At 44.1% G+C, this 24,375-nt stretch carries 23 protein-coding genes; 18 read left to right on the top strand and 5 right to left on the bottom strand.

The genetic code is table 11. The features are described from left to right. The first annotated feature begins 107 nt into the window (after positions 1-107). Together MHM99_RS12465 and bcp are read left to right on the top strand one after the other, a co-directional pair. Entirely contained in the window at positions 108-671 is a 564-nt protein-coding gene (locus tag MHM99_RS12465; RefSeq protein WP_014976680.1) for a glycine cleavage system transcriptional repressor, read from the top strand. Next, positions 649-1,113 carry a thioredoxin-dependent thiol peroxidase gene (gene bcp / locus MHM99_RS12460; protein WP_239219582.1) on the top strand — a complete coding sequence of 155 codons (465 nt, stop codon included), beginning with the start codon at positions 649-651 and terminating at the stop codon, positions 1,111-1,113. The genes MHM99_RS12465 and bcp overlap by 23 nt, the downstream gene beginning before the upstream one ends. A gap of 160 nt (positions 1,114-1,273) precedes the next feature. On the opposite strand, the gene MHM99_RS12455 is transcribed toward bcp, so the two are convergent. After that, positions 1,274-2,347, bottom strand: a complete 1,074-nt coding sequence (locus MHM99_RS12455; RefSeq protein WP_014949663.1) for an AI-2E family transporter — start codon at positions 2,345-2,347, stop codon at positions 1,274-1,276. Between the two features lie 346 nt (positions 2,348-2,693). Between MHM99_RS12455 and MHM99_RS12450 the strand changes: the two genes are divergently transcribed. Further along, a complete protein-coding gene (locus MHM99_RS12450; RefSeq protein WP_239219580.1) occupies positions 2,694-4,157 on the top strand; it encodes a M48 family metalloprotease in 1,464 nt (487 codons plus the stop codon). 17 nt (positions 4,158-4,174) lie between these two features. On the opposite strand, the gene MHM99_RS12445 is transcribed toward MHM99_RS12450, so the two are convergent. Continuing rightward, positions 4,175-4,687, bottom strand: a complete 513-nt coding sequence (locus tag MHM99_RS12445) for a TlpA disulfide reductase family protein (protein ID WP_239219579.1) — start codon at positions 4,685-4,687, stop codon at positions 4,175-4,177. A 217-nt stretch (positions 4,688-4,904) separates the two neighbouring features. Between MHM99_RS12445 and arsC the strand changes: the two genes are divergently transcribed. From arsC to MHM99_RS12425, 4 genes are all read left to right on the top strand, one after another. Then, positions 4,905-5,258, top strand: a complete 354-nt coding sequence (gene arsC / locus MHM99_RS12440; protein WP_239219577.1) for an arsenate reductase (glutaredoxin) — start codon at positions 4,905-4,907, stop codon at positions 5,256-5,258. Beyond that, positions 5,258-5,848, top strand: a complete 591-nt coding sequence (gene wrbA / locus MHM99_RS12435; RefSeq protein ID WP_039234602.1) for an NAD(P)H:quinone oxidoreductase — start codon at positions 5,258-5,260, stop codon at positions 5,846-5,848. The genes arsC and wrbA overlap by 1 nt, the downstream gene beginning before the upstream one ends. A gap of 76 nt (positions 5,849-5,924) precedes the next feature. Continuing rightward, on the top strand, positions 5,925-6,347 hold the full coding sequence (locus tag MHM99_RS12430; protein ID WP_039220793.1) for a DUF2069 domain-containing protein: 423 nt from the start codon (positions 5,925-5,927) through the stop codon (positions 6,345-6,347). 43 nt (positions 6,348-6,390) lie between these two features. Beyond that, complete coding sequence (locus MHM99_RS12425; protein WP_239219575.1) at positions 6,391-8,358, top strand: hypothetical protein; 1,968 nt, start codon at positions 6,391-6,393, stop codon at positions 8,356-8,358. Positions 8,359-8,489: 131 nt separating this feature from the next. Here the strand turns inward: MHM99_RS12425 and hda are convergent, their stop codons facing one another. Both hda and MHM99_RS12415 read right to left on the bottom strand, forming a co-directional pair. Next, complete coding sequence (gene hda / locus MHM99_RS12420; protein ID WP_239219573.1) at positions 8,490-9,227, bottom strand: DnaA regulatory inactivator Hda; 738 nt, start codon at positions 9,225-9,227, stop codon at positions 8,490-8,492. A 6-nt stretch (positions 9,228-9,233) separates the two neighbouring features. Beyond that, complete coding sequence (locus MHM99_RS12415) at positions 9,234-10,685, bottom strand: DUF2066 domain-containing protein (RefSeq protein WP_239219571.1); 1,452 nt, start codon at positions 10,683-10,685, stop codon at positions 9,234-9,236. Positions 10,686-10,989: 304 nt separating this feature from the next. Between MHM99_RS12415 and purM the strand changes: the two genes are divergently transcribed. The 5 genes from purM to MHM99_RS12390 all read left to right on the top strand — a co-directional run bounded on the left by purM (position 10,990) and on the right by MHM99_RS12390 (position 16,944). Continuing rightward, complete coding sequence (gene purM / locus MHM99_RS12410; protein ID WP_239219569.1) at positions 10,990-12,030, top strand: phosphoribosylformylglycinamidine cyclo-ligase; 1,041 nt, start codon at positions 10,990-10,992, stop codon at positions 12,028-12,030. Continuing rightward, entirely contained in the window at positions 12,027-12,677 is a 651-nt protein-coding gene (gene purN / locus MHM99_RS12405) for a phosphoribosylglycinamide formyltransferase (protein ID WP_014979424.1), read from the top strand. Before purM ends, purN begins: the two co-directional genes overlap by 4 nt. Further along, positions 12,637-13,398, top strand: a complete 762-nt coding sequence (locus MHM99_RS12400; RefSeq protein WP_231506486.1) for a DUF3108 domain-containing protein — start codon at positions 12,637-12,639, stop codon at positions 13,396-13,398. The genes purN and MHM99_RS12400 overlap by 41 nt, the downstream gene beginning before the upstream one ends. Before the next feature lie 386 nt (positions 13,399-13,784). Next, the gene (fadE, locus tag MHM99_RS12395; protein ID WP_187446554.1) at positions 13,785-16,247 is read left to right on the top strand and encodes an acyl-CoA dehydrogenase FadE; all 2,463 of its coding nucleotides are present in this window, start codon (positions 13,785-13,787) and stop codon (positions 16,245-16,247) included. Continuing rightward, positions 16,231-16,944: a CAP domain-containing protein gene (locus MHM99_RS12390; RefSeq protein WP_049588874.1), complete on the top strand. Its 714-nt coding sequence runs from the start codon at positions 16,231-16,233 to the stop codon at positions 16,942-16,944. The genes fadE and MHM99_RS12390 overlap by 17 nt, the downstream gene beginning before the upstream one ends. Before the next feature lie 35 nt (positions 16,945-16,979). Here the strand turns inward: MHM99_RS12390 and MHM99_RS12385 are convergent, their stop codons facing one another. Further along, the gene (locus MHM99_RS12385) at positions 16,980-17,615 is read right to left on the bottom strand and encodes a response regulator transcription factor (protein WP_014976692.1); all 636 of its coding nucleotides are present in this window, start codon (positions 17,613-17,615) and stop codon (positions 16,980-16,982) included. A gap of 173 nt (positions 17,616-17,788) precedes the next feature. Between MHM99_RS12385 and cmoA the strand changes: the two genes are divergently transcribed. The 6 genes from cmoA (at position 17,789) to MHM99_RS12355 (ending at position 24,341) form a co-directional block, all read left to right on the top strand. Further along, positions 17,789-18,520 (top strand): carboxy-S-adenosyl-L-methionine synthase CmoA, encoded by a 732-nt coding sequence (gene cmoA / locus MHM99_RS12380; protein WP_039227627.1) that lies wholly within the window; start codon positions 17,789-17,791, stop codon positions 18,518-18,520. Positions 18,521-18,573: 53 nt separating this feature from the next. After that, positions 18,574-19,572, top strand: a complete 999-nt coding sequence (gene cmoB / locus MHM99_RS12375; RefSeq protein ID WP_049588873.1) for a tRNA 5-methoxyuridine(34)/uridine 5-oxyacetic acid(34) synthase CmoB — start codon at positions 18,574-18,576, stop codon at positions 19,570-19,572. 94 nt (positions 19,573-19,666) lie between these two features. Further along, positions 19,667-20,539 (top strand): kinase, encoded by an 873-nt coding sequence (locus tag MHM99_RS12370; protein WP_239219567.1) that lies wholly within the window; start codon positions 19,667-19,669, stop codon positions 20,537-20,539. Continuing rightward, a complete protein-coding gene (locus MHM99_RS12365; protein ID WP_014949681.1) occupies positions 20,536-21,345 on the top strand; it encodes an HAD-IIB family hydrolase in 810 nt (269 codons plus the stop codon). Before MHM99_RS12370 ends, MHM99_RS12365 begins: the two co-directional genes overlap by 4 nt. A gap of 12 nt (positions 21,346-21,357) precedes the next feature. Continuing rightward, positions 21,358-22,581 (top strand): glycosyl transferase, encoded by a 1,224-nt coding sequence (locus MHM99_RS12360; protein WP_014949682.1) that lies wholly within the window; start codon positions 21,358-21,360, stop codon positions 22,579-22,581. Positions 22,582-22,586: 5 nt separating this feature from the next. Then, positions 22,587-24,341 carry a sugar phosphorylase gene (locus tag MHM99_RS12355; RefSeq protein WP_061095214.1) on the top strand — a complete coding sequence of 585 codons (1,755 nt, stop codon included), beginning with the start codon at positions 22,587-22,589 and terminating at the stop codon, positions 24,339-24,341. The last annotated feature ends 34 nt before the right edge of the window (positions 24,342-24,375 follow it).

Genomic DNA, 24,375 nt, shown 5'->3' with positions numbered 1-24,375 from the left:
AATGACAAGAATTTGACAATATCTTATTCAAAGGCAAGAAAAAGGCGCTGACTTATAAAAAAACTCTGTGCTAACATCCCGACATTATTAACATTGAAGTGAAGTAGATGTCGAAACACCAACTTATCGTCACCATCTTGGGGACAGACAAAAGTGGCATTTTAAGCGAAATTGCAACGACGGTATCAGAAGCTCAGTGCAATATTCTAGATAGCAGGCAAGCCATTTACGGCAAAGAGTTCTCGTTGACCATGATCATAGAAGGAACGCAAAGCGCTATCACAAAAGCTGAATGTATTTTACCTTCGCTATTTCAGCGTCTTGACCTGCTTTCTATGATGAAGCGAACTAGCCATCACGAAAAGCAAAACCTAGCCCATCTTTTTAATGTCGAGTTTAGCGGAGAAGACGCAGCTGGCTTGATTAAAGCGGTAACCGGTTTTTTTGCCGAGCGTCATGCAATGATAAGCGCATTTAGACAACGCACATTTAAAGACAAGACATCGGGTAAAGACAACATGCGTTGCAAATTTGTTGTTTCTCTTCCCTCTAATGAAAATGTAGACGCACTAGAATCTGATCTAATGTCCCTGTTCACTTCGTTAAATGTGACAGGCAAAGTTGTAGACAAACAAAAAAAGGATCCCAATGAAAACGTTACAAGCTGGTGATAAAGCCCCACAACTCTCATTGCAGAACCAAAATGATGAAACCGTATCTTTAGCTGATTTCGCAGGTAAAAAAGTACTGGTTTATTTTTACCCTAAAGCGATGACGCCAGGTTGCACAGTACAAGCCCAGGGCTTACGCGACGTAAACGAAGAACTCACGGCGAAAAATGTGGTTGTGCTAGGAATTAGCCCAGATGCAGTCAAACGCTTGCCGAAATTCATCGAAAAAGAAAACCTAAACTTTACGTTGCTTTCTGATGAAGACCACGCCGTTGCCGATGCTTTTGGTGTGTGGGGACCTAAAAAGTTTATGGGTAAAGAATATGATGGCATTCATCGCCAGACATTCCTCGTGGATGAAAACGGTGTTATTGAGCACGTTTTCAACAAGTTCAAAACAAAAGAACACCACTCCGTAGTACTTGATTATCTAAACAGCTAAACCGGTATAGAATTTAAAAAGCCCCGATAACATTATGTTTTCGTGGCTTTTTTATACTTACTCAATTCGTATCAGTGTTTACCTATAACGCCTATTTGAATCAGTACTCGTTTTGAATCTCGTACTGGATGGCGCTGACTGGTTCGCCAAATGGGAATAACTACTTTGCCTCTTCGGGTACAATAACGGGGTTACTAGACCACGCTGTAATTACCGCCTTCACGAGGGTAGCGAGAGGAATAGCGAAAAATACGCCCCAGAAACCCCAAAGACCTCCAAACACTAATACTGCAACGATTATATAAAGCGGATGCAAGCTAACCGCCTCCGAGAATAGCAGCGGTACCAACAAGTTACCGTCTAACGCCTGAATAATGCCGTACGCTATCATTAAATACCAAAATTCTGGTGAAATACCCCACTGAAACATAGCGACAACGGCCACGGGTATGGTAACCACTGCTGCACCGATGTACGGAATAAGTACTGAAAATCCCACCAATACGCCAAGCAAAATAGCATAACGTAAGTCCATCAATACAAACGTTACGCAGCTCACCGCGCCCACAATTATAATCTCGATCACTTTGCCGCGAATATAGTTGGCAATTTGAGAGTTCATTTCGTGACCAACTTGCGTAATTAAGCGTCGCTCCTTAGGCAGCAAGCGAGATATGCTGTCTAAAAAGAAAAGCTTATCTTTTAGCATGAAAAACACCATAAGCGGTACGAGGATCACGTAAACGAGCAACGCAGCTAAGTTGGCGATATTACTAAACGAAGCAGAAATAAGGGTTTCGCCCACCTCAACCAGTTTGTCATTTAAACCTTCCATCATTTGATGGATTTGATATACCTGAACATAATCTGGATATTTGTCCGGAAGCGTTAATATCCATTCTTGTGCTTTCTGCCATATTAGCGGCGTTTCTTGAATCAAGTTAACGCTTTGCTTTGATATAATTGGAACAAGGCCAATTAAGGTTAATATGGTTATAGTGATAAAGCCGAGCATTACAACGACGCAGGCGAGCGTTCTACTTACGCCGACATTTACCAAGCGACAGACTGGCCAATCGAGTAAATACGCAATCACTGCTGCAACCAACACAGGCATAATTAGCCCGCCCCACAATAGCAACACTGCCGTGGTCAAAAGGATCAAGATAAGCAACATTGCTGCATCAGGATCAGAAAATTTGCGTCGGTACCAACGACCAAAAACGCTAATCATATAAACGCCTAGAAATTACTAAGAATAGGACACGCATCATAGTTGATAGCGCTAGCACTTAGCAATAAGTAGCACTTAAGAATCTTTCAAAATCAAACTGGTATGATGTTTTTACAGTATAAGCATTAGTGTGTAGAGTGGTTGTTACAACAGTAAAAGAATAAACTGGATGCGTTTGTGTGTCGCATTGGTATAACTGACGTGTCATAAACGAGATGGCATAGGCGATATTGCCTTGTGTCTTCGAAAATGATGCATATAAGAAAAAAATAAAATTTGAAACTGTTTAGCAACTTAGCGCTCTAAGGATTAAGCAGTATTAACCGTATACAATGATTGTAGGTTCATGAGAAAAAAGTTTTCAGCATCTTTGGTTGCCCTTTCCTTCGTGCTCACATCGAGCCTCACGGCTGTTGCACAAGATGCCAATTACAGCAATAAAAATGCGTTACCTGAAATAGGTGTTGTTGCGTCAGACGCCATATCGCTTGATAAAGAGATGATTGTAGGCGATGCCGTAATGCGGCAAATGCGCGGTCAAAGTCCTGTAATCTCAGATCCGGTGCTGGATGAATATTTACAGGATGTAGGCAACCGATTGGTTGTCCATGCTGACAACGCCAAATTTCCCTTTGAATTTTTCTGGGTCAATAATGATGCCATTAACGCATTTGCGTTTTTTGGCGGTCACATTGGTGTTCACACGGGTTTAATGCGTCGTGCTGAAAATGAAAGTGAACTGGCTTCGGTGCTAGCGCACGAAATTTCTCACGTAACTCAACGCCACATAGCACGACGTATGCAGGCGCAGCAGCGCTCATCTCCTCTAGCCTTGGCGTCACTTATCGGCGGGGTGCTAATTGCTATGGCCAACCCAGAAGCGGGTATTGCGGCCATGCAGGCGGGAACCGCAGCCTCTGCACAATTGCAAATCGACTATACCCGTTCAAATGAACAAGAAGCCGATAGAATTGGTATCGCAATGCTTGCTCGTGCGGGCTTCGATCCGAGTGCGGCTGCTTCATTCTTTTCTACCATGGCGGAAGAGTACCGCATGGTTTCTCGTCCACCCGCAAGGCTGCTTACTCACCCTTTAACCGAAACCCGTATTGCTGACGCGAGAAATCGCGCTGGTGACTACCCTAGACGCTACTTACCCATTAACAAGCAATTCGAGTTGGCTAAAGCACGTATAAAGGCACGCTACTCGTTTAAAGCTGATTACGCTGTAGAATATTTCGAAGCGGCCGTGGCTCAAGACGTACAGCGCAGTAAAGAAGCGTCATTATATGGTTTAGCGCTTGCTTATATGCGCGCCGAAAAAATCGAAAAAGCCAAAGACATTATGGATGAGTTAATAGCAAAAGATAGAGGAAACCTCTTTTATCTCGACGCTATGACAGATATCTATATTTCTCAAGGTGAGCCTTTAAAAGCCGTTGAAATGCTAAGACCTTACGTTACGCATAACCCTAGAAATCAAGTATTGGCGCTGAACCAGGCCAATGCTTACATAAGCGCAAACAAATATGAAGAAGCGGTGTCTCTACTTAAAGATTTCCTGCTGGTTAAAAAAGATTATCAACTGGCACATCAGTTGATGAGTGAGGCGTATCAAAAGTCGAAACGTTTCTCGCAAATGCATCAGAGCAAAGCGGAAGTATATGCACTTTATGGAGCTTATAACCGCGCGGTTGACGAACTTCAATATGCGTATAATTTTGCAGGCGATGATCACCTTGAAAAACAAAGAATCAGAGCGAGAATAAAACAATTTCGCGACCAAGAAGAGCGTTTACAACGACTCTAGACCATCGCACTTCACTGCTATTCTTCAGCGCCTTTCAATTCAGCTAGGCGCTGACGCAGATGCGCTGCCGTAATTTCTCCCATTATCGTATCTTTTATTTTCCCATCAGGTCCAAGAATAAAGGTCGCTGGCAAATAAGGGGGTTTTTGCATGGGCAGTTTAGTGTCTGGCGAACTTACAATAACAGGCAATTCAATATCAAACTTCTTAGCCATGGCTTTGAGTTCAGGCTTCGTTTTAAGGTCGTAGTTAATAGCAAAAAGACGGGTATCGTCAGGTAGCGACTGATTAAATGTGACGAGCTCAGGCATTTCTCGTAGACATGGTGCACACCATGGCGCAAAGTAATTTACCACGACCCACTTCCCCTCAAGATCTTGCCAAAGGAAAGCAGTTCCATCTAATGTTTCAAAGTCATGTTGAAGACGCTGATACGTATATGCACCGGCAAACGCAACAAGCGCTAACAGCACTAGAAAGAGTATAGGCTTTATTTTTCCTGCATTGCTTTTTAACTGTGACAACAACATATAACCTTCTAATTTTGACTATTTTTCATAGTGCCAGATTCTTACTTCGCGCACTAACATAAGTTCAACCACGCTTTTTAAACACCGACTTCCAGAAACGATGCTGTAAACAAAGAATAGTACGAATTTATTACCCGTTATCGGTAAACTGCTTGATATTCTATGGCAAAAACGCAATAGTTCGCGCCAATTCATATAATCATGAACAAGAGTATTTATGACAGACATTAACATTATTCACAATCCTCGCTGTTCAAAGAGCAGACAAACCCTAGCATTACTTGAAGAGCAAGGTGTAGCGCCTGTTATTGTTGAGTACCTAAAGCACCCTCTAGACGCAAAAGAACTGAAAGAGATATTTAAAAAACTTAACCTTGGATCGGTTAGAGATATGATGCGTACTAAAGAAGCAGAATATAAAGATGCTAACTTAGGTGACAGTGCACTGTCTGACAATGCGCTTTTTGAAGCTATGGCTCACACGCCCAAGTTGATAGAGCGTCCAATTGTTATTAATGGCGAGAAAGCCAGAATTGGTCGTCCACCAGAATCTGTTTTGGAAATTGTATAGTGCAACCTGTTCTCGTACTTTATTACAGCCGCAACGGCAGCACAAAGCGATTAGCTGATGCCATCGCCCAAGGTGTATCGTCATTAGATGTTCCTGTGATAGTACGTACAGTCAAGAGTATCAGCGATGCAGCTAATGACGCGGCATCTAGTGCTGTACCCGAGGTTTCCCTTCAGGAACTCGAACAGTGCAGTGCCCTAGCGTTAGGTAGTCCTACGCGTTTCGGCAATATGGCAGCGCCAGTAAAACATTTTTTGGATTCTACAAGCAGTCAATGGTTAAAAGGCGCGTTGATTGACAAGCCTGCGTGTGTATTTACATCTTCTTCTTCCATGCACGGCGGCCAGGAATCCACATTACTTTCCATGATGGTTCCGCTTATCCATCACGGCATGGTGATTTGCGGGCTACCTTACAGTGAGCCTGCGCTACACAACACCACAATGGGTGGCAGCCCTTACGGTGTAACACACGTCGCTCATCACAGTTTAAGTGCACCAGAGCAATTGAGTGCAGATGAAAAAGCGCTATGCATTGCTCAGGGTAAGCGACTTGCAATGTTCGCTAAAAAGCTAGCTGACAACGCCTAACAGTTACGTTATTTGGCGCATAAAACGTAGACCTTATAAAGAACATTAAAAAACAAATTGTTTCGGAGACATTACCATGGCACCAGATACGCGTTTTTATCGCTATCTCGCACTTATAAGCCACACCGGGTTAATCGTGTGGATAACACTGTGGCAATTTACATTTACTAAAGAGCATACTTACTCTCCTTTGTTTATTGCCTTGTTTTATATTTTACCTTTATTGTTACCTTACTGGGGTATATTAAAAGGCAAGCCATATACTCACGCATGGGCCAATTTTGTCGTTTTGTTTTACCTCATTCACGGATGCACTGTGGCATACGCTGTACCTGATGAACGTTGGTATGCAGTGGTAGAGATTATTCTATGCACGGGTATGTTTGTCGGCTGTAGTGCGTTCGCTAGAAAACGTGGTCGTGAATTGGGTTTGGGCCTTAAAAAGCTTAAAGAAGAGATGCAAGAAGAAAAAGCACGCTTTGAGCAAGGTCAACAATGATCATGTAATACACAGCGAAAACACATGCTGCCAAGGGGTTAATATGACACGCCATTTGCATGAACTTACATTAGTAATCGCATCATTATCGTTACTTGCAGCATGTGGAGGCTCTGGTTCAGGCGATAGTTCAGCCCCAAGCACTCCTTCCATTCCTCCAACCATTAGCATTTCAGGCCCTACAAACGCCGTTGTAGGCGATGCGGTCGACTTTGCTGTCGCCTCGCCTACTGGCCACGCTATTGTAGATATCGATTGGCAAGTCTCAGGTGTATCACAGCAGCCTCTCAGTGCTCACACGCAGGCTATAGGCTTTGATGTTACCTCTTCAGGTAGCTTCGATATCGCCGTAAACGTTAGCTTAGAAAATGGCACAACGCTTACAGACACCATAACGTTACAAACGAACGAAAGTACCGCGCCGATTGCCGCATTACGATTGGGTCATGAGGCATCCGAAGGCGGCAGAGTTTCTCTTCGCGTTGACACCGTTAACTCGCAAGGGTTAACAATCTCAAATATCACGTGGCAACAAACGTCTGGGCCAATCGTCAATAACTTCAACTTTGATGATGGTGATTATTCTCATTCGATATATTTTCAAGCGCCTCGAGTCAGCAACGACACAATCATTGAAATAGAAAGTACCGTTACACTCTCAAATGGCGAGGTGTTAACCGATAGCGCGCAAGTTCTAGTGAAAAACATCGACATTAACAATAGCGGCCTTTTTGTAGGTGACGAGACAAGTATTCCCGAAACGGTAAGCGCGCATATGCAGCCCTATAGAGCCGACAGCCCTTACGCATCGGCACTTGTTGATTGTGTTTATAACAATCAGGTTTCAAACAGCTGTACGTTCTCTCAGCTACCACTGATTGGCCAAGTCACCGAAAGCCCCACTATCGATGATATTTTAGATAGAACATACGTCTCGCATCCGTGGATGGGCGATGCATTTAGAACGTATTTAGAAACTTCAGCAACCCGTGATGACATGCTTAAGTTACTACGCGCAACTAACGCGATTGTGATTTCTTACGATATCCGCCCGTCATTTTATTGGGTTGCCACTGGTGCCATTTACTTAGATGCCAATAACTTTTGGCGCACACCGCAAGAGCGAGACACGCTAAATACTCGCCCAGATTATAGAAGTGGTTTTGGTAGTGAGCTCGATTTTACGACGTCATGGCGCTACGTGAAAAACGGGGCCTATTATTTTCCTAATATCAGCACAGCGAACGTAGCAGATAGACTTCCACGTGACGTGAGCGACGTAGAAGCAGCATTAAGCTATTTGCTATACCACGAACTAGCTCACGCCAATGACTTTTTCGACTACACCGAATGGCAACAACTCAGCAATAGCGCGAGCCCACTGTCGTCTTATGATGACAGCTCTCCCATTTCTACGGGGCTAACAACTTCATTGCCTCTTACGTCGTCACAACTCCATGCTTTGGCCGAAGTTCGATACGGCGGCGCAACCGCTTCAAGCGCGCAGCGAAATTATACCGCGCTACAAGTGGCAAATTGGTTTGAGGATGATGGTGCGGTTGCTTTCTATTCTTACTTTACGGAACGAGAAGATCTCGCCATGTTATTCGAGCGCTTCATGATGCTTTACCGGCTTCAGGCAGAAGCGGATGTAGGCGTATTTACAAGAGAGACACTGGAAGACGGCAGTTTCATTCCCACTTGGGCTCAGAGAAACCGTGTTAATGATGATAACGTTACTATGCGCGTAGATTACGTATTAAGTAGAATTTTACCCGAACTCGATGTACCTGCTATTCAAGCGTCACTTCCAAGCCCTTATCTGCTTCCGAACGATATTACCTGGCGGGACTCTGCGTCTAGTACAAATCCAAACGTACAGTCTGCGAGCGATAAGTTAATGCTACAGCTCGACGGAAACAATTCGGTTACTTCCGATGGAACTCTAATGACGGTAGCAGAAGAATTTAGCACCACATCAAGCGCTCATAGTTTAAGAAAAGAACAATAAACGGCAACAGAGCAGCGATTTGACTAACGCAGGTTAAACTCGCGCTTTGGCTAACTTAGGTTGAGCTCGCGCTTAGACTATCTTAGGTTAAGCTCGCGCTTAGACTATCTTAGGTTAAGCTCGCGCTTTGGCTAATTTAGGTTAAGCTCGCGCTTAACCATGCCCACCGATAAGCGTTTTTGTTCTTGGAGTGAGCGTGTGTCTAAACGGGCTAATAGTGACATGAGGCTTTTTAGGTCTCGTTCACTATGGTGCAAAAGAAACTGTAGTGCTTGGTTTGATAGCTTTAATCCACGTTCCGCTGCACGTAAGCGCACGGCTTCTTCACGACCATTGTCATCCAGTTGTTTTACGTGATAAATAACCCCCCACGCCAAGCGAGAACGCAAGTCAGGTAAAACAAAAGCAGGGTTAGATGGGCCTAGGTGACTAGAACAAAGTACCATGGTTTGTTTAGTCTCAATCACTCGGTTTAACAAATCGAATAACGCTTCTTCCCAACGTAAATCGCCGGCTATCGCGTGAATGTTGTCTAATGCGATTAACGAAAGATTCTCTAGGCCTTCGAAAATATCGAGCGACCACGCTTCGTAATTATTAAGATTTAAATAAAGGTGACTAACCGATTTTTCGGCTAGTTGATGACAAGTGGCAAACAATAAGTGACTTTTACCGATAGCGGTACTGCCTAGTAAAGTAAGCAAAGGCAGCTGAAGCGATGCTAAAGGCCCCAATTCAGGAGCCTCGCGCCAGTGTGGCAGCGCATCTGCAATCTGCTCAAGGACTGAAACTACTTCTTCGTTACCCGTATTGACAAAACTATCGAAGTTTTCGTCAACAGGTAGCGTGACAGGCAAAGGCAGCTGCATGCTAAATTAATTGCTCCAATAGAAACTGTGTCCTTTCACGGATTGTCCGTACGAATCGGTTACGGGACGTAATTTGCTTTCTAGTTTAATACTGTTAAGTAAATCGTCCACCGTTCCAATTAATGTAAGTGAGTACGTGGCAACAGAACCAGATTGCTCTACTAGTGTAGCGTTTTCAATCACACTTAAACTATTTAAATAGTCAGTAGCGCTGGCGTAACTTTTTACCGAGCCAATATTGGCAATCGATACCTTGATAACTTCTCGCTCAGACGCTTCGATTCCTACGATGGCATAAAGCGACGATAAGTAATTTGAGTAGGCATCGATTAACTGATTGCCAAGAGCTTCGGGCGAATCACCGTATATGCTGCCATAGCTAACCTTACCGCCACCAACGAACACCCAGTCTAGTGCATAGTCACCTTCATCGGCACGCTTCGCATAGTTGGCAAACTCGTTCATGGTGAACGGCATCGTTGTGCTCTCTTCCTGCGCCAGCTCCTTCGCCGAGGTTCCGTCAGCATTATTTAAGTTTTGGTTTGTAGCGTCATAACCGTCGTTTAACTGAGCATCAACACCGTTATTAATCGCACCAGACTCAACGTTATCTGAAAAGGTACGCTGTGCGTCCGTATTATCTACACGCGGATTTCGCTCATCGAAACTTTGTTCATCAGTTTGTGCTCTAAACTGTGCTTCTTCATCTAGCACGCTATCAAGAGATTCTACTGTGCCAGAAGGCACAACATTTTCCGGCAAATCAGGAATTGCACTCGCGTCGTTACGATAAACTCTGGCACCAATAATGTTGTCGACGCCATAGCGTGTAGAAGCTTTGCGCAAAGGCTCAACAAATCGTCCCCACACATCATAGGTAGAAATATTTACATTGTCGGTAAGGTCCATTAAAGGCAAGCTTAATGGTACGCCTCGTTCTTTCGCTGTTTGTTTGAGCGTATGTTGTAATTCTGTATTGAGAGATTCATCTAAGATGACGCGAGTTTCGTTTTCGTCTTCCTGCGCAAGCCACACTATCGTTTCAGGGCGTCTATCACCCCAGAGCGGAAGCATTTCACGCTGAAGAAGTTCATTGAGTTTTGCTTGATCGAACTCCGCAACGTAATACGTTCTACCTTTGTCAAAAGCAAATCGATAGGAACGAAGCAGCGATTGAGGCGACGATAACGCTGCTCTAACACCGGCATTATCGAGCACGCTTGTGCTGCCCGACATCTTCACAAAAACCTGCCTTAATGCTTTTTTAAGCGCGTTTTGTTGGGTACGCTGAGTTTGATCTTCAACTTGAATCTGCGCTTCGTTGACCACAACGCGTTGAGCCGCATTTATGAAGGGGGCATAAGTCAGCGCAGCAAGAAATGAAATGCCCAGAATGCCTTTCAAGCTAACTCTCGTTAAATTAATTCCATTGGTGTTACGCTTTACTGCCGTTAACATTGACACTCCATACTCTCTTAAAATCAATTCCTTACCTATCGAATCGTCAGTTAATCTCGTTTACCTATATACGGTAAACTTGGACTAACCTGCGCGCAATTCACTCTACTTTTTAGAGCGAGACATTTTATCAAGCAAGATGTTCACCAAAAGATAGCCTTCTATTGTCTTTTATATTGGGTTTAATTTCACCCCTAAAATAAAAAAGATCAAAAAGCGCATAAAATAGCCTTCACAAATTGGACTTGTGACGACTTGCTGGTAGAATCCGCGGTTTTCTACCTCTTAGTTTCAGGGCCCAACCGTGAGCGAAAATAAAACCTCTTTAAGTTACAAAGATGCAGGCGTAGATATCGATGCAGGTAATCAACTTGTTGAACGCATTAAATCTGTTACCAAGAAAACCCATAGACCAGAAGTAAAAGGTAATCTGGGTGGTTTTGGTGCACTTTGCGAACTGCCTACTAAATATAAAAAGCCGCTACTTGTTTCAGGTACTGACGGCGTGGGTACAAAACTAAGAGTTGCTATGGATGCTAACCGTCATGACGGTGTTGGTATCGACTTAGTAGCAATGTGCGTAAACGACCTAATTGTGCAAGGTGCTGAGCCCCTATTCTTTCTAGATTACTACGCAACTGGCAAGCTTGACGTTGATGTAGCCGCGTCGGTTGTTACCGGCATTGGCGCCGGCTGTGAGCAAGCAGGTTGTGCATTAATTGGTGGTGAAACAGCCGAAATGCCTGGAATGTATCACGATGGCGACTACGATATTGCAGGCTTCTGCGTAGGCGTGGTTGAAGCTGATAAGGTTATTGACGGCACTAACGTTAAACCAGGTCAAAAACTAATTGCACTTGGTTCATCGGGCCCTCACTCAAACGGTTACTCATTAGTTAGGAAGATTATTGAAGTTAGTGGTGCAGATGTAAACGCCGATCTAAACGGCAAGCCTATCATCGACCAACTTCTTGAGCCTACTCGCATCTATGTTAAATCGGTATTGGCATTGCTTGAAGAAGTGCAAGTAAGCGCTATTTCTCACATCACGGGCGGTGGTTTTTGGGAGAACATCCCTCGCGTATTACCTGAAGATGCGAAAGTGGTTATTGACGAAAGCACTTGGGAATGGCCTGCAATCTTCTCTTGGTTACAAGAAAACGGTAACGTGACTCGCCACGAAATGTACCGCACGTTTAACTGTGGTGTTGGCCTTGTAATCGTTGTTAACGAAAGCGATACCGATGCTGCGCTGAACATTCTTAAACAACACGGTGAAAATGCTTGGGTTATTGGTGATATCGCAGCAAAAGATGGCGAAGAGCAAGTAGAGATCAACGCGTGAGTAACAGTGTAACCAAACTATGCGTACTTATTTCAGGTAATGGCAGCAATTTACAAGCCATTATCGATGAAATAAAAGCAGGCCGTCTGAATGCAGAAATCAGCGGCGTGATCAGTAATCGCCCTACTGCTTATGGTCTGGAACGCGCTAAAGAAGCCGGGATCAATGCGGTTTGCTTAGATCATACAGGCTTCGATTCACGTGAGTCTTATGACGGGGCGCTCAAAGCACAAATTGAGGCTTTTGGCGCAGACTGTGTTGTTCTTGCGGGCTTTATGCGTATCTTAACACCGGAGTTCGTCGACAGCTTTGCTGGAAAATTAGTGAACATTCATCCATCTTTGTTGCCGAAGTACAAAGGTTTGAATACGCATCAGCGAGCTATCGACAATGGAGACAAGGAGCACGGCGTTAGCGTGCACTTTGTTACACCGGAGCTCGACGGCGGCCCTGTTATCATTCAAAGCCGCGTACCTGTGTTTGAAGACGACACAGCAAGCGACCTGGCCGAGCGTGTTCAAGAACAAGAACGTCGTATCTATCCGCTTGTACTATCTTGGTTTAGTGCAGGCCGATTATCGATGCGAAACAATAAGGCAGTTTTAGATGAGCAAGAATTACCAGAATCTGGTTATGCAAGCGACTAAGCCTTTTGCTTTAGGCGCACTGTTAGCAGCATCGCTTTCAGTAGCCGCGCAAGCAAACCCTAGTACAGAAAATACGGATAGTGCAGAGCTACCGCTTCAGCCCTACAAGGCAACCTATACCGCTTACAAATGGGGTGACGACGTAGGCGAAGCGAATATTGAGCTCTCGAAATTAGGTGACCAACAGTATTCTCTAATTTACACGTCAAAAGTGTCTAAGTTTTTCTTGTCTGACAAACGCAGTGAACATTCTATTTTTACTGTTAATGATAATACCGTCGTACCCTCTGAGTACTACTATAATCGTTCTGGCACAGGACCTGATAAAGAGCTTAAGGTAACGTTTAGTCATCAGGGACAAGGCAAAATTGCAGTCGAGAATGGCGAAACATTTGATTGGAACGGCGAATTTGATAACCAAATTTATCGTATTGACCTTGCAAAGCAGTTAGCGGAAGGTAAGACATCTTTAGAATACCACTTCGTAAATTATCGTGGCGAACTTCGTCACTACGGCGTTCAAGTGGTGGATGAAGAGGTATTGTCTTTACCTTTCGGTAAAATTGAAACTGTAAAAGTTAAGCTTATTCGCGACTCAAATAAGCGTGAGACGTTTGCTTGGTTTGCGCCATCACTTAACTACACGTTAGTTCGTCTGCAACAGTTCAAAGAAGGCGATGAACAGGGCGATATCAAGCTGAAATCGTTCGAGACGCAGTAAAGCGTAAAGATAAACCGTTTTTTGTCTCAACAACTTTTTCACAATTGTTGAATAAAGCACGTTATGAACTAGCATTCAGACGTGCTTTTTTATTTACACTGTTGCTGTCTTATCCTCACGTAACCTCTTCTCGTTTCGCAACACAATTCACATTCTAAATCAGTATTTATAAGCAACGACTATACTTATAGAGCGGATAACGCACTACCCTATTATTTATGTCGTTGTTAATAGAATATTCATGTAAAAATCTTGATCTTTGCCCTATTAAATAATAGGTTTACAGCATGCTGGTCTGACCTCGATCTGTGACTGCTTTTCATAAAGCAACTCACTATGCTCGAGTTAAGACTAGCGTAACGTTTAACGCCTTTCAGGAGTGAAGTATGGCAGATTTTATATGGTTTTTACTGGTCGTTCTGACACTAGCGGTAGCTAGTTATCAGCGAACCAGCTTGGTAACAGCGGTTGCCATGGGCGCAGGTGTTATGATTTTAGGCACCCTTTTCGGTGACATCGGCCTGCTTGGTTGGGTAGTGTTCCTTGCTTTAACACTGCCGTTCACGCTTGCAAATATCAGACAGCAGCACATCTCTAAAAAGCTGCTAGCCTTCTACCGCAAAGTTATGCCTGAAATGTCGAGCACTGAGCAAGAAGCTATCGACGCAGGTACGGTATGGTGGGACGGTGATATTTTCAGCGGCAAGCCAGACTGGGATAAACTACACCGCATTCCGAAAGGTCGACTCACTGCTGAAGAGCAAGCATTCTTAGACGGTCCTTGTGACAAAGTGTGTTCAATGGTCGATGAATGGCAAATAAACCATAAAGATGCTGATCTTTCACCTGAAATTTGGCAGTTCCTTAAGGAACACAAATTCTTCGCGATGATCATCAAGAAAGAGTATGGCGGTTTAGAGTTTTCGGCATATGCCCAGTCTCGCGTTCTTCAAAAACTTGCAGGCGTTAGCGCGGTGCTATCAAGCACAGTCGGTGTACCAAACTCATTGGGCCCGGGCGAACTTCTTCAGCACTATGGTACAAAAGAGCAACAAGATCATTATCTTCCCCGTCTTGCTGCCGGTGAAGAAATCCCTTGTTTTGCATTAACCGGCCCAGAAGCTGGCTCTGATGCAGGTGCGATCCCTGATGTTGGTGTTGTATGTAAAGGCGAGTGGAATGGCGAAGAAGTGTTGGGTATGCGCCTAACGTTTAACAAACGCTACATTACCCTTGCGCCTGTTGCTACGGTTATTGGTCTTGCCTTTAAACTTCAAGATCCTGAAGGTCTTCTAGGTGATAACAAAGAGCCGGGTATAACATGTGCCCTTATTCCTCGCGACACTAAAGGTTTAGAGATCGGTCGTCGTCACTTCCCTCTCAATACGCCATTCCAAAATGGCCCTATTAAGGGTGAAGATATTTTCGTTCCAATCGATTACATCATTGGTGGTCCGAAAATGGCAGGTCGCGGCTGGCGCATGCTGGTTGAATGTTTGTCGGTAGGTCGCTGTATTACCCTTCCTTCATCTGCTGCTGGTGGTGCTAAATCAGTATCTCTTGCAACGGGTGCATATGCACGTATTCGTCGCCAGTTCCGTATGCCTGTAGGTCATATGGAAGGTGTTGAAGAAATGCTTGCGCGCATTGGTGGTAATGCATATTTGATGGATGGCGTAACACGCTTCTCAACGGTGGGTGTAGACCTTGGTGAGAAACCTTCTGTTATCTCGGCTATCTGTAAGTACCACTTAACCGAGAAGATGCGTCAAATCATTAATGATTCGATGGATGTTCACGGCGGTAAAGGCGTTATGCTTGGGCCAAACAATTACCTTGGTCGCGGCTATCAAGGTGTACCAGTATCAATTACGGTTGAAGGCGCAAACATTCTAACCCGTAACATGATGATCTTTGGTCAAGGTGCAATGCGTTGTCACCCTTACGTGCTTAAGGAAATAGAAGCTGCGTCTATCGAAGACAATAAAGAAGCGTTGAAAGCGTTTGATAAAGCGGTATTCGGTCATATTGGCTTTGCGGTAGCTAATACTGTTCGCAGTATTTGGTTCTCGTTAACCAATGGCGCATTCAGCAGCGCACCGTTCACTGACGAAACGGCGCGTTACTACAAGCTACTTCAAGGCTACAGTGCAAACTTAGCACTACTAACCGATGTCTCTATGGGTGTGCTTGGTGGTGATCTTAAGCGTCGCGAGCGTTTATCAGCGCGTTTAGGTGACATCCTAAGTGGCCTTTACATGGGTAGTACAACGCTTAAACGCTTCGACGAAGAAGGTCGTCTAAAAGAAGATTTACCGCTTTTACATTGGGCAATGCAAACTACATTGCACGATATCGAGACAGCAATTGATGACTTCTTGGCTAACTTCCCTAACCGCGCAATCGCTGCAGCGCTTCGCGTTATGGTGATTCCGTTTGGCCGACGTATTGGTAAGCCTTCAGACAAGACAGAACATGCTATTGCACAAATGCTTCAAACGCCTTCAACTGCACGTAGCCGTTTAGGTTATGGTCAGTACCTCACCCGTGAGGAAGGAAGCTTGTTTGGCGATCTTGAGCAAACTCTTGATGATGTACTAGCAAGTGAGCCTATCTTCGAACGTATTTGTAAGCACAAAAAAGCTAAACTACCGTTTACCCGTTTAGATGTGCTTGCTGACGAAGCGCTAGCAGAAGGAATTATTAACGAAGAAGAAGCGAATCTACTTCGTAAGACTGAAGCTGGAAGACTTCGCACTATCAACGTCGATGATTTCGACCACGAAGAATTAGTAGCGAAGGTTAATTCCAACACCACTGCTAAGAAACGAGGTGGCAAAGCTGCTTAATTTCATACTCAAACAAAAGGGCCGCTCTCGCGGCCTTTTTCGTCAACGATTCATTCTATTTACATCACTCACCTACGTATTTTCTAGCCTTTGCTTGGCCGATCAAACAACCTGCGGAAATACCGAACAGGCGAGAGAACTCTCTTTATTAATTGCTAACGACAAAGGTCAACAACGTTCGGTACTAAAATGTAATCCTACGCTTGTTATGCTGGCTGAAACAAAAGCCAAAGACATGGCTGAGAGAGGCTTGGTGTCTCACTTTTTAGGCGGCAGTCCGAACACTCGCATTCGCAATGCTGGTTTAACATTACCAGAATATTATGGCGATGCGATGAGCAATCAAGTGGAGGCCCTTGCTGGTGGTTATATAACAGCTGATGACGTGTGGTACGCACTTAAAACATCGACTTCACACCGTCAACACTTGTTAGCAGAGTTACCTTTTTATCAAGAACAAGATCAAATTGGTATTGCCTTTTACAAAGATTACTCAACGCCTCACGTTGAATACTGGGCTATATACTTGACCAAACTGATTGACACAGAAACGTCTAACAATGACTTAAAGGATGACACAACAACTACGCTTCTAATAAAACGTCAAAAGAAGTTTGACCATGTCCCTGATAAAGGTCTTGGGATCGTCACGGAAAGTGGTGAAATTATTTTACAGCCAAAAAAACCGGATGAATAATCCGGTTTTTTATTAGCGCTAGATAAATACTTAGTTTAGCTAAGTTGGAGTTTATCCATCAACAATACGGCTTGCGTACGCGTGTTGATCTCTAGCTTGCGAAGAATGGCACTAATGTGTGCTTTGATTGTGGCTTCCGTAACGTTCATCTCGTGAGCGATTTGCTTGTTCATTAAGCCTGCGCGTAAGTAAGAAAGCACTTGAATCTGTTTAGGTGTAAGTTCACGGAAGCGCTGAAGTAGAACTTTAAGCTCATCGTCAACTTTCTCTAGTTCTTCTTCCATACCTTCTGGAAGCCACTTTTTGCCACCAATAATGTCTACAATAGCCTGAGCAATTTCTCGTGTTTGCGACACTTTGGGGATAAAGCCCTGAGCACCTAGGCTCATTACTTGAGCGACAACCTCAACAGTATCGCTGCCCGAAACAACACCAATAGGGATATTCGGGTATTGTTCACGCAGCGTGATAAGGCCGTTAAAATATTCACCGCCAGGCATATTAAGGTCAAGAAGGATCAGCTCAACACCGTCGAATTCGTTTAGCTTCGCCATCGCATCATCCAAGCTTCCTGCTTGAATTATCTGTGCGTTTTCAAAGTAAGGTTCCAACGCGCCGCTCAAAGCTTCGCGAAACAATGGGTGATCGTCTGCTACTAGAATTCTTGTCATTAGCGTTACTGCTTCTTTATTGTATTATGAGTATAGATTAATACTTTAGATCATTAACGAAAAGCCCTAAACCAGAAAAATCACGCAAAATATAACAAATTTGGTGTTTTCCATTGGCATTTACGTATCAAACGGTAAAATTGCGCCCCAAATTAGTTCATTGAAGACCCACTGTGAAGAAACACGACAATATATACGCAAAGGCACTCAATAAAGTAGATGACTTTAAATTTGACGAGTCTGTCGTTGATGTGTTTCCCGATATGATTCAGCGCTCAGTGCCTGGATACGAAACCATTGTTCACACCATAGGCGAATTGGCTAAAATTGCCGTTACGCCCAATACCGTCGTTTATGATCTTGGTTGTAGCTTAGGTGCTGCAAGTTTATCTGTGGCAAGAGCTGTACCTAACGATACATGTGAAATTATTGGTGTGGATGCTTCAGAAGCAATGGTAGAACGCTGCAAACGCGTCGTACAGACCTTCACACTGCCAAACCCAATTGTTATTCAGCATGGGTTTGCACAAAGTGTAGAAATTAAGAATGCCTCTTTGGTTGTGATGAATTTCACTTTGCAATTTATCCCACCCGCTGACCGCGAAGCGTTATTAAAGCGCATTTACGACGGGCTTAACCCCGGCGGTATGTTGGTGCTATCAGAAAAAATACGCCACCCTACCCTTACTGGCAATGAACTGCTGGTAGATTTACATCATCAATTTAAGCGCGACAACGGTTATAGTGAACTAGAAGTGAGCCAAAAGCGCGCCGCGTTAGAAAAAGTTATGCTAACCGATACATTTAACGAGCATGATACTCGCTTGAGAAAAGTCGGGTTTACCGATGTTGTGATGTGGTACAAATGTTATAACTTCACGTCTATGGTTGCCATTAAAGGCTAAACAAATCTCGCTACGTCCGTCTTTCCGCAACGCCAACACATATTAAGAACAGTATGAGCAAATTAGAACAAACTTGGTTTACCGATTGCTACAAATCGTTAATAGACAGCCCGCTATCACATTGGCTTCAAACGCTGCCGGCACAAATGGAAACCTGGCAGCAAACTGCTAAACACGGTGAGTTTGATAAATGGTGCCGTTTACTTTCGAAGCTGCCGACTACGTCGCCGAGTTGTGTTGATTTAGCCTCAAGCGTTTCTATTGGCACCGAAAATGACGTAGATGAGTATGTCCAAAAACAAATTGAAGGATTACTAAAGCAGTTTATGCCCTGGAGAAAAGGGCCATTTAATCTTCATGGAATTCATATTGATACAGAGTGGCGTTCGGACTGGAAATGGGACCGCGTAGCACCTCATATTAGTTCGCTGAAAGACCGAAACGTTTTAGACGTAGGTTGTGGTAGTGGTTATCACATGTGGCGCATGCTGGGTGAAGGTGCCAATAACGTAATAGGTATAGATCCTACCCAGCTGTTTCTTATTCAGTTTCACGCCATTAAACAATTTATTAGTAAAAGTAGTGCGCCTTCCGAGAATATCCATTTTCTACCGATGGGCATTGAAGATATGCAACCACTGAGAGCTTTCGACACTGTGTTTTCTATGGGTGTACTTTACCACCGTAAAGACCCAATGGCGTTTCTGCAGCAACTTAAAGACCAGCTAAGAAAAGGTGGCGAACTGGTTCTTGAAACCCTTGTTGTGGATGGTGATGAAAATACAGTATTGATGGCGGGTGAACGCTATGCACAAATGCGAAATGTGTGGTTCTTACCGAGCACTGCAGCCCTATCTGTTTGGTTAGGCCGCTTAGGCTTTGAAAATATTCGCGTTGTAGATATCAACCACACAACCCTAGATGAGCAGCGCGCAACGCCTTGGATGGAAACGCAATCTTTGAAAGATTTTCTCGATCCGGAAGATATTACTCGCACTATCGAAGGTTACCCTGCACCACAAAGGGCCGTTATTGTCGCTAACAAGAAGTAAGTCGTAAGACCACGCCTCTGTTACCCTATTGGCACAAATGTTGTTATCTTAATCAAGAAGAACGTGCGAATTCTGCATTGATTAAGGTGACAACATGGATATACATGGCTTTCTAACGACGCATCAATTGCCAAGTACCTATGCAGAAACTGCACAAAAATGGTTCACCCCATTATGTGAGCAACTGCTTAAGCACCAAGACGGTGCAACACAACCATTTATCGTGGGCATAAATGGCAGTCAGGGTTCAGGTAAATCAACTCTGACCAGTTTTATCGAGTCCTTCCTTACCTCGGTCCACAACAAAAAAGTGGTATCACTCTCAATTGACGATTTTTACTACGACCAGTCGCAGCGAAATGCGCTAGCAATAAAAGTTCACCCGCTTCTAGCAACTCGTGGTGTACCGGGTACTCATGACATTCCTCTAGCGTTAAATACGTTTCGCAGTTTAGAAAAAGGCACGCGTACATCGCTGCCCCGCTTTAACAAAGCCACAGATAACCCGTTCCCCAAAGAACAGTGGCCTGTAATCGAATCTTCACCCGATTTCATCATACTTGAAGGATGGTGTGTGGGCGCTATTGCGCAAACATCTAGCGAACTTAAACGGCCAGTAAACCACCTTGAAGAAGTAGAGGACCCATTGGGCATTTGGCGCTCTTTTGTAAACACTGAACTAGCAGGCGATTATCAGACGTTGTTCGACAAAATAGACTACCGCATTATGCTAAAAGCACCGAGTTTCGACTGTGTGTATCAATGGCGGTTAGAACAAGAACATAAACTCGCCCAAAAAGTGTTAAAAGATAGCGATGGAGTGATGTCTGATGAAGAAGTGGCAAACTTTGTGCAACACTACCAACGCATCACTGAACACGCATTAAGTCACTTGCCTGAAAAGTGCGACACCGTGTTTTATCTAGATGAAACAAGAACGATAACTAAACAGGACGTAAAACGATGACGAAAACGCTTGTTTTCACCGATATGGACGGCACGCTGTTAGACCACCATACCTACTCTTTCGAGGCGGCGAAACCGGCTTTAACGGCATTAGAAAAAAAGGACATTCCCGTTATTCCCACTACCAGCAAAACCTTTGCTGAATTACAACCGCTGCGCGAGAGTATTGGTTTAGACGGGCCTTTTATTATTGAAAATGGCGCCGCTATTTTCATCCCTCATGGCTTTTTCAAACAAAAACCCAGCGGTACGGTTTGGATAGATGGCTACTGGTGTAAGGCGTTTATCTCAAACAAAAATTACTGGATTAAGCTACTTGAAAAAATAGGTAGCGAATTTGACGGCAAGTATAAACAATTCTCAAAAATGTCGATTCAAGAAATTCAGGAATGTACTGGGCTTGACGAAAGGTCAGCGTCACTTGCTGCCAAACGCCAGTTTGGCGAGCCGGTTTTGTGGCTTGGCACTGACGAAGAAAAACAACGCTTTTTAAAGGTAGTAAAAGATCGCGGTGCTTTCCCTCTGGAAGGCGGCCGCTTCATTCATATTTCAGGTAATTGCGATAAAGGCCAGGCTCTCAAGTGGCTGGCCAATGAATATCAAAAGCAACATACCACCAAAGTTAACACTATTGCCCTTGGCGATGGTAAGAACGACGTTGCAATGCTTGAAGCGGCGCACGTCCCCATTCGCATTTTATCCCCGGTAAATCCTCCACCAGCAGTAAAAAAAGAAGAGGTCTATACCAGCACCCTAACCGGCCCTGAAGGCTGGAACGAAATGCTTACTCAATTGCTATCCCTATGATCAGGAGGACACATGGCTGATTTTTATCAAAATGGTGTGGTTACTACGTTACATAACTTAGCTCGTCGTCCTACCGAAGAGCTTGAAGCAGAGCTTCTACAGTTTTCACAGAAGCGCCCTATGGCACTTATTTTACCATCGCTCTTTTCTGAATTAGAAGGCGACGCACTTCCACATATCGTCAACGAATTAACAGACGTGCCCTACTTATCAGAAATTGTCATCGGTCTGGACCGAGCCAATGAAGAGCAGTACAAACACGCACTAAAGTTTTTCGGCAAACTTCCTCAGCATCACAGGGTGCTATGGAACGACGGTCCTCGCCTTAAAGCACTTGATGAAGAGCTTCAGGCTCAAGGCTTGGCGCCAAAGGAGTTAGGTAAAGGCCGAAACGTTTGGTACTGCATGGGCTACGTACTAGCATCGAATCGAGCAGAATCTGTTGCACTACACGATTGCGATATTGTTACCTATAACAAAGATTTGCTCGCAAAGCTTATCTACCCTGTAGCCAACCCAATGTTTAACTACGAGTTTTGTAAAGGTTACTATGCGCGTGTGGCTAACGGCAAAATTAATGGCCGTGTTTCTCGACTTCTCGTTACGCCATTACTTCGTGCATTAAAACGCATTATGGGAGACAACGAATACTTGGAGTTTATGGACAGCTTCCGCTATCCATTAGCGGGTGAGTTTTCGTTTAGACGCGACGTACTAAACGATATTCGCATTCCAAGTGACTGGGGCTTAGAAATTGGTGTGCTGTCTGAAATGCACCGCAACTATTCGCATAACCGCCTGTGTCAGGCAGATATATGTGATATTTACGACCATAAACATCAGGATTTATCGCTTAATAACGACCAAGGTGGTTTGTCTAAAATGTCTATCGACATTACCAAAGCCATTTTCAGAAAACTTGCCACGCAAGGCTATACGTTTAGCAACGAAATGTTCCGCTCAATTAAAGCCACCTATTTCCGTATTGCGCTAGACTTTATAGAAACCTACCACAATGACGCCGTAATGAATGGCTTGAACTTAGACATTCACAGCGAAGAGAAAGCAGTAGAAATGTTTGCCAGTAACATTATGAAAGCGGGGCAAAACTTTTTAGAAAACCCTATGGAAACGCCGTTTATACCAAGCTGGAACCGCGTGACCAGCGCGGTACCCGATATTTTAGAACGACTATTAGAAGCGGTTGAAGCCGATACTGCAGAATATATGGAGTAAGTAATATGGCATGGGACCATCTCCATGACAAAGTAAAACACCATTTAGAAAGCATTTATGCCGATGTATCGCTGGACGTCTCGTATGAGACGCTAGCGACTGAGTTAATGAACACTATAGGCATTCAGCAGCAAACGGATATTGCTTCACCTCAGTCTCATCACAATTATTGGGATGAAGATGACATTATCATGATTACCTACGGTGATAGTGTCATTGACGAAGGGGAGCGCCCGCTGGTTACGTTAAATAAGTTTTTGCACCGCTACTGCAAGAACACCGTTAATAACGTTCACATCCTGCCCTTCTTTCCGTACAGCTCAGACGACGGGTTTTCGGTTATCGATTACTCTACGGTGAATGAAGCACTGGGGTCATGGGACGATATTGAAGTCATTGCTGAGGATTATGGCTTGATGACCGACTTAGTTATCAATCACTGCTCTGCAAGAAGTGTGTGGTTTGATAACTTTGTGAAGGGTGAAGGACCAGGATCTGACTTTTTCTTCACAGCAGATCCATCCGATGACCTCTCCATGGTAACTCGCCCTCGTGTGTCGCCCTTGCTGCGAGAAACGGAAACCGCCAACGGTACAAAGCATGTATGGTGCACGTTTAGTCACGACCAAGTTGACTTTGACTTTAGAAACCCCAAGGTGTTGTTAGCGTTTATCGATATCATCAAGCTGTATATTGATAAAGGCGCTAAAATCTTTCGCTTAGACGCAGTGGCATTTCTTTGGAAAATTGTAGGTACAAACTGCATTAATCTATTCCAAACCCACGAAGTCATACGTTTGATCCGAACGCTGATTGAACATGTGGATCCTTCCATCATAATCATTACCGAAACCAATATTCCCAACAGGGAAAACCTAACGTACTTTGGTAATGCTAACGAAGCCCATGCTATCTACAACTTTTCGCTTCCGCCGTTACTTGTAAATACATTAGTAACGGGTGATTGTACGTATTTGAAAAGCTGGATGATGAGTATGCCACCGGCGCAAAACGGCACAGCCTACTTTAACTTTATCGCTTCGCACGATGGTATTGGCTTGCGTCCGGCGGAAGGCCTACTGTCAGATGAAGAAATTTCAGAGCTTGTGCATACAATGCAACACTTTGGCGGCAAGGTGTCGTGGCGCGCTTCTGATCACGGTCAGCAAAAGCCTTACGAGATAAACATCACCCTGTTCGACGCGCTGCAAGGAACCACCAAGGGCCCTGATAAGTATCAAGTGGACCGATTTATTTGTGCTCACGCCATAATGTTAGGTATGGAAGGTATACCAGGAATTTACATTCACAGTTTACTTGGCACATCCAACGATTACGAAAAAGTCGCTAATACAGGACAAAATCGTTCAATCAACAGAAAACGTTGGGACTTTAACGAGTTAGAGGCTCTGTTAGATTCGCCCTTTTCACAGCATCATAAAGTACTCACTCGAATCTCGCAGCTTATACGCATACGCAAAGCGCAGCCCGCATTTCACCCCAATGCAACGCAGTTTACATTGCAGCTTGGTAATCAATTATTTGGCTACTGGCGACAAAGTCTCGATAGAAAGCAAAGTATTTTCTGTATTAGTAATATTTCAGACGAAGAACAAACAATTTTGCTGTCTGACATAAATCTTATTGGCACAGATAATTGGATTGATCTCATCACCCGTGACGAGATAGCCCTTTCTAGTGGTTTCTTACAAATGAAGCCTTATCAAGTGCTTTGGATCAGCAACCAAGATTTTGAATGAATCTTTGAGCTTATAACGCCAGTCGACCAATAAA

The sequence above is a fragment of the Alteromonas sp. MmMcT2-2 genome (assembly GCF_022348305.1).
GTDB classification, from domain to species: Bacteria; Pseudomonadota; Gammaproteobacteria; order Enterobacterales; family Alteromonadaceae; genus Alteromonas; species Alteromonas macleodii.
Note: the sequence above shows the minus strand (reverse complement) of the source record. Positions and strands in the feature narration are given on the sequence as shown.

Bases quoted from the DNA above. Each gene is read 5' to 3' on its own strand.
- MHM99_RS12455 (WP_014949663.1), bottom strand. From the start codon at position 2,347: ATGATTAGCGTTTTTGGTCGTTGGTACCGACGCAAATTTTCTGATCCT.
- MHM99_RS12365 (WP_014949681.1), top strand. From the start codon at position 20,536: ATGACGAAAACGCTTGTTTTCACCGATATGGACGGCACGCTGTTAGAC.
- bcp (WP_239219582.1), top strand. From the start codon at position 649: ATGAAAACGTTACAAGCTGGTGATAAAGCCCCACAACTCTCATTGCAG.
- MHM99_RS12465 (WP_014976680.1), top strand. From the start codon at position 108: ATGTCGAAACACCAACTTATCGTCACCATCTTGGGGACAGACAAAAGT.
- arsC (WP_239219577.1), top strand. From the start codon at position 4,905: ATGACAGACATTAACATTATTCACAATCCTCGCTGTTCAAAGAGCAGA.
- MHM99_RS12415 (WP_239219571.1), bottom strand. From the start codon at position 10,685: ATGTTAACGGCAGTAAAGCGTAACACCAATGGAATTAATTTAACGAGA.
- MHM99_RS12355 (WP_061095214.1), top strand. From the start codon at position 22,587: ATGGCATGGGACCATCTCCATGACAAAGTAAAACACCATTTAGAAAGC.
- hda (WP_239219573.1), bottom strand. From the start codon at position 9,227: ATGCAGCTGCCTTTGCCTGTCACGCTACCTGTTGACGAAAACTTCGAT.
- MHM99_RS12360 (WP_014949682.1), top strand. From the start codon at position 21,358: ATGGCTGATTTTTATCAAAATGGTGTGGTTACTACGTTACATAACTTA.
- MHM99_RS12370 (WP_239219567.1), top strand. From the start codon at position 19,667: ATGGATATACATGGCTTTCTAACGACGCATCAATTGCCAAGTACCTAT.
- MHM99_RS12445 (WP_239219579.1), bottom strand. From the start codon at position 4,687: ATGTTGTTGTCACAGTTAAAAAGCAATGCAGGAAAAATAAAGCCTATA.
- MHM99_RS12425 (WP_239219575.1), top strand. From the start codon at position 6,391: ATGACACGCCATTTGCATGAACTTACATTAGTAATCGCATCATTATCG.
- cmoB (WP_049588873.1), top strand. From the start codon at position 18,574: ATGAGCAAATTAGAACAAACTTGGTTTACCGATTGCTACAAATCGTTA.
- MHM99_RS12450 (WP_239219580.1), top strand. From the start codon at position 2,694: ATGAGAAAAAAGTTTTCAGCATCTTTGGTTGCCCTTTCCTTCGTGCTC.
- MHM99_RS12400 (WP_231506486.1), top strand. From the start codon at position 12,637: ATGAGCAAGAATTACCAGAATCTGGTTATGCAAGCGACTAAGCCTTTT.
- MHM99_RS12430 (WP_039220793.1), top strand. From the start codon at position 5,925: ATGGCACCAGATACGCGTTTTTATCGCTATCTCGCACTTATAAGCCAC.
- MHM99_RS12385 (WP_014976692.1), bottom strand. From the start codon at position 17,615: ATGACAAGAATTCTAGTAGCAGACGATCACCCATTGTTTCGCGAAGCT.
- fadE (WP_187446554.1), top strand. From the start codon at position 13,785: ATGGCAGATTTTATATGGTTTTTACTGGTCGTTCTGACACTAGCGGTA.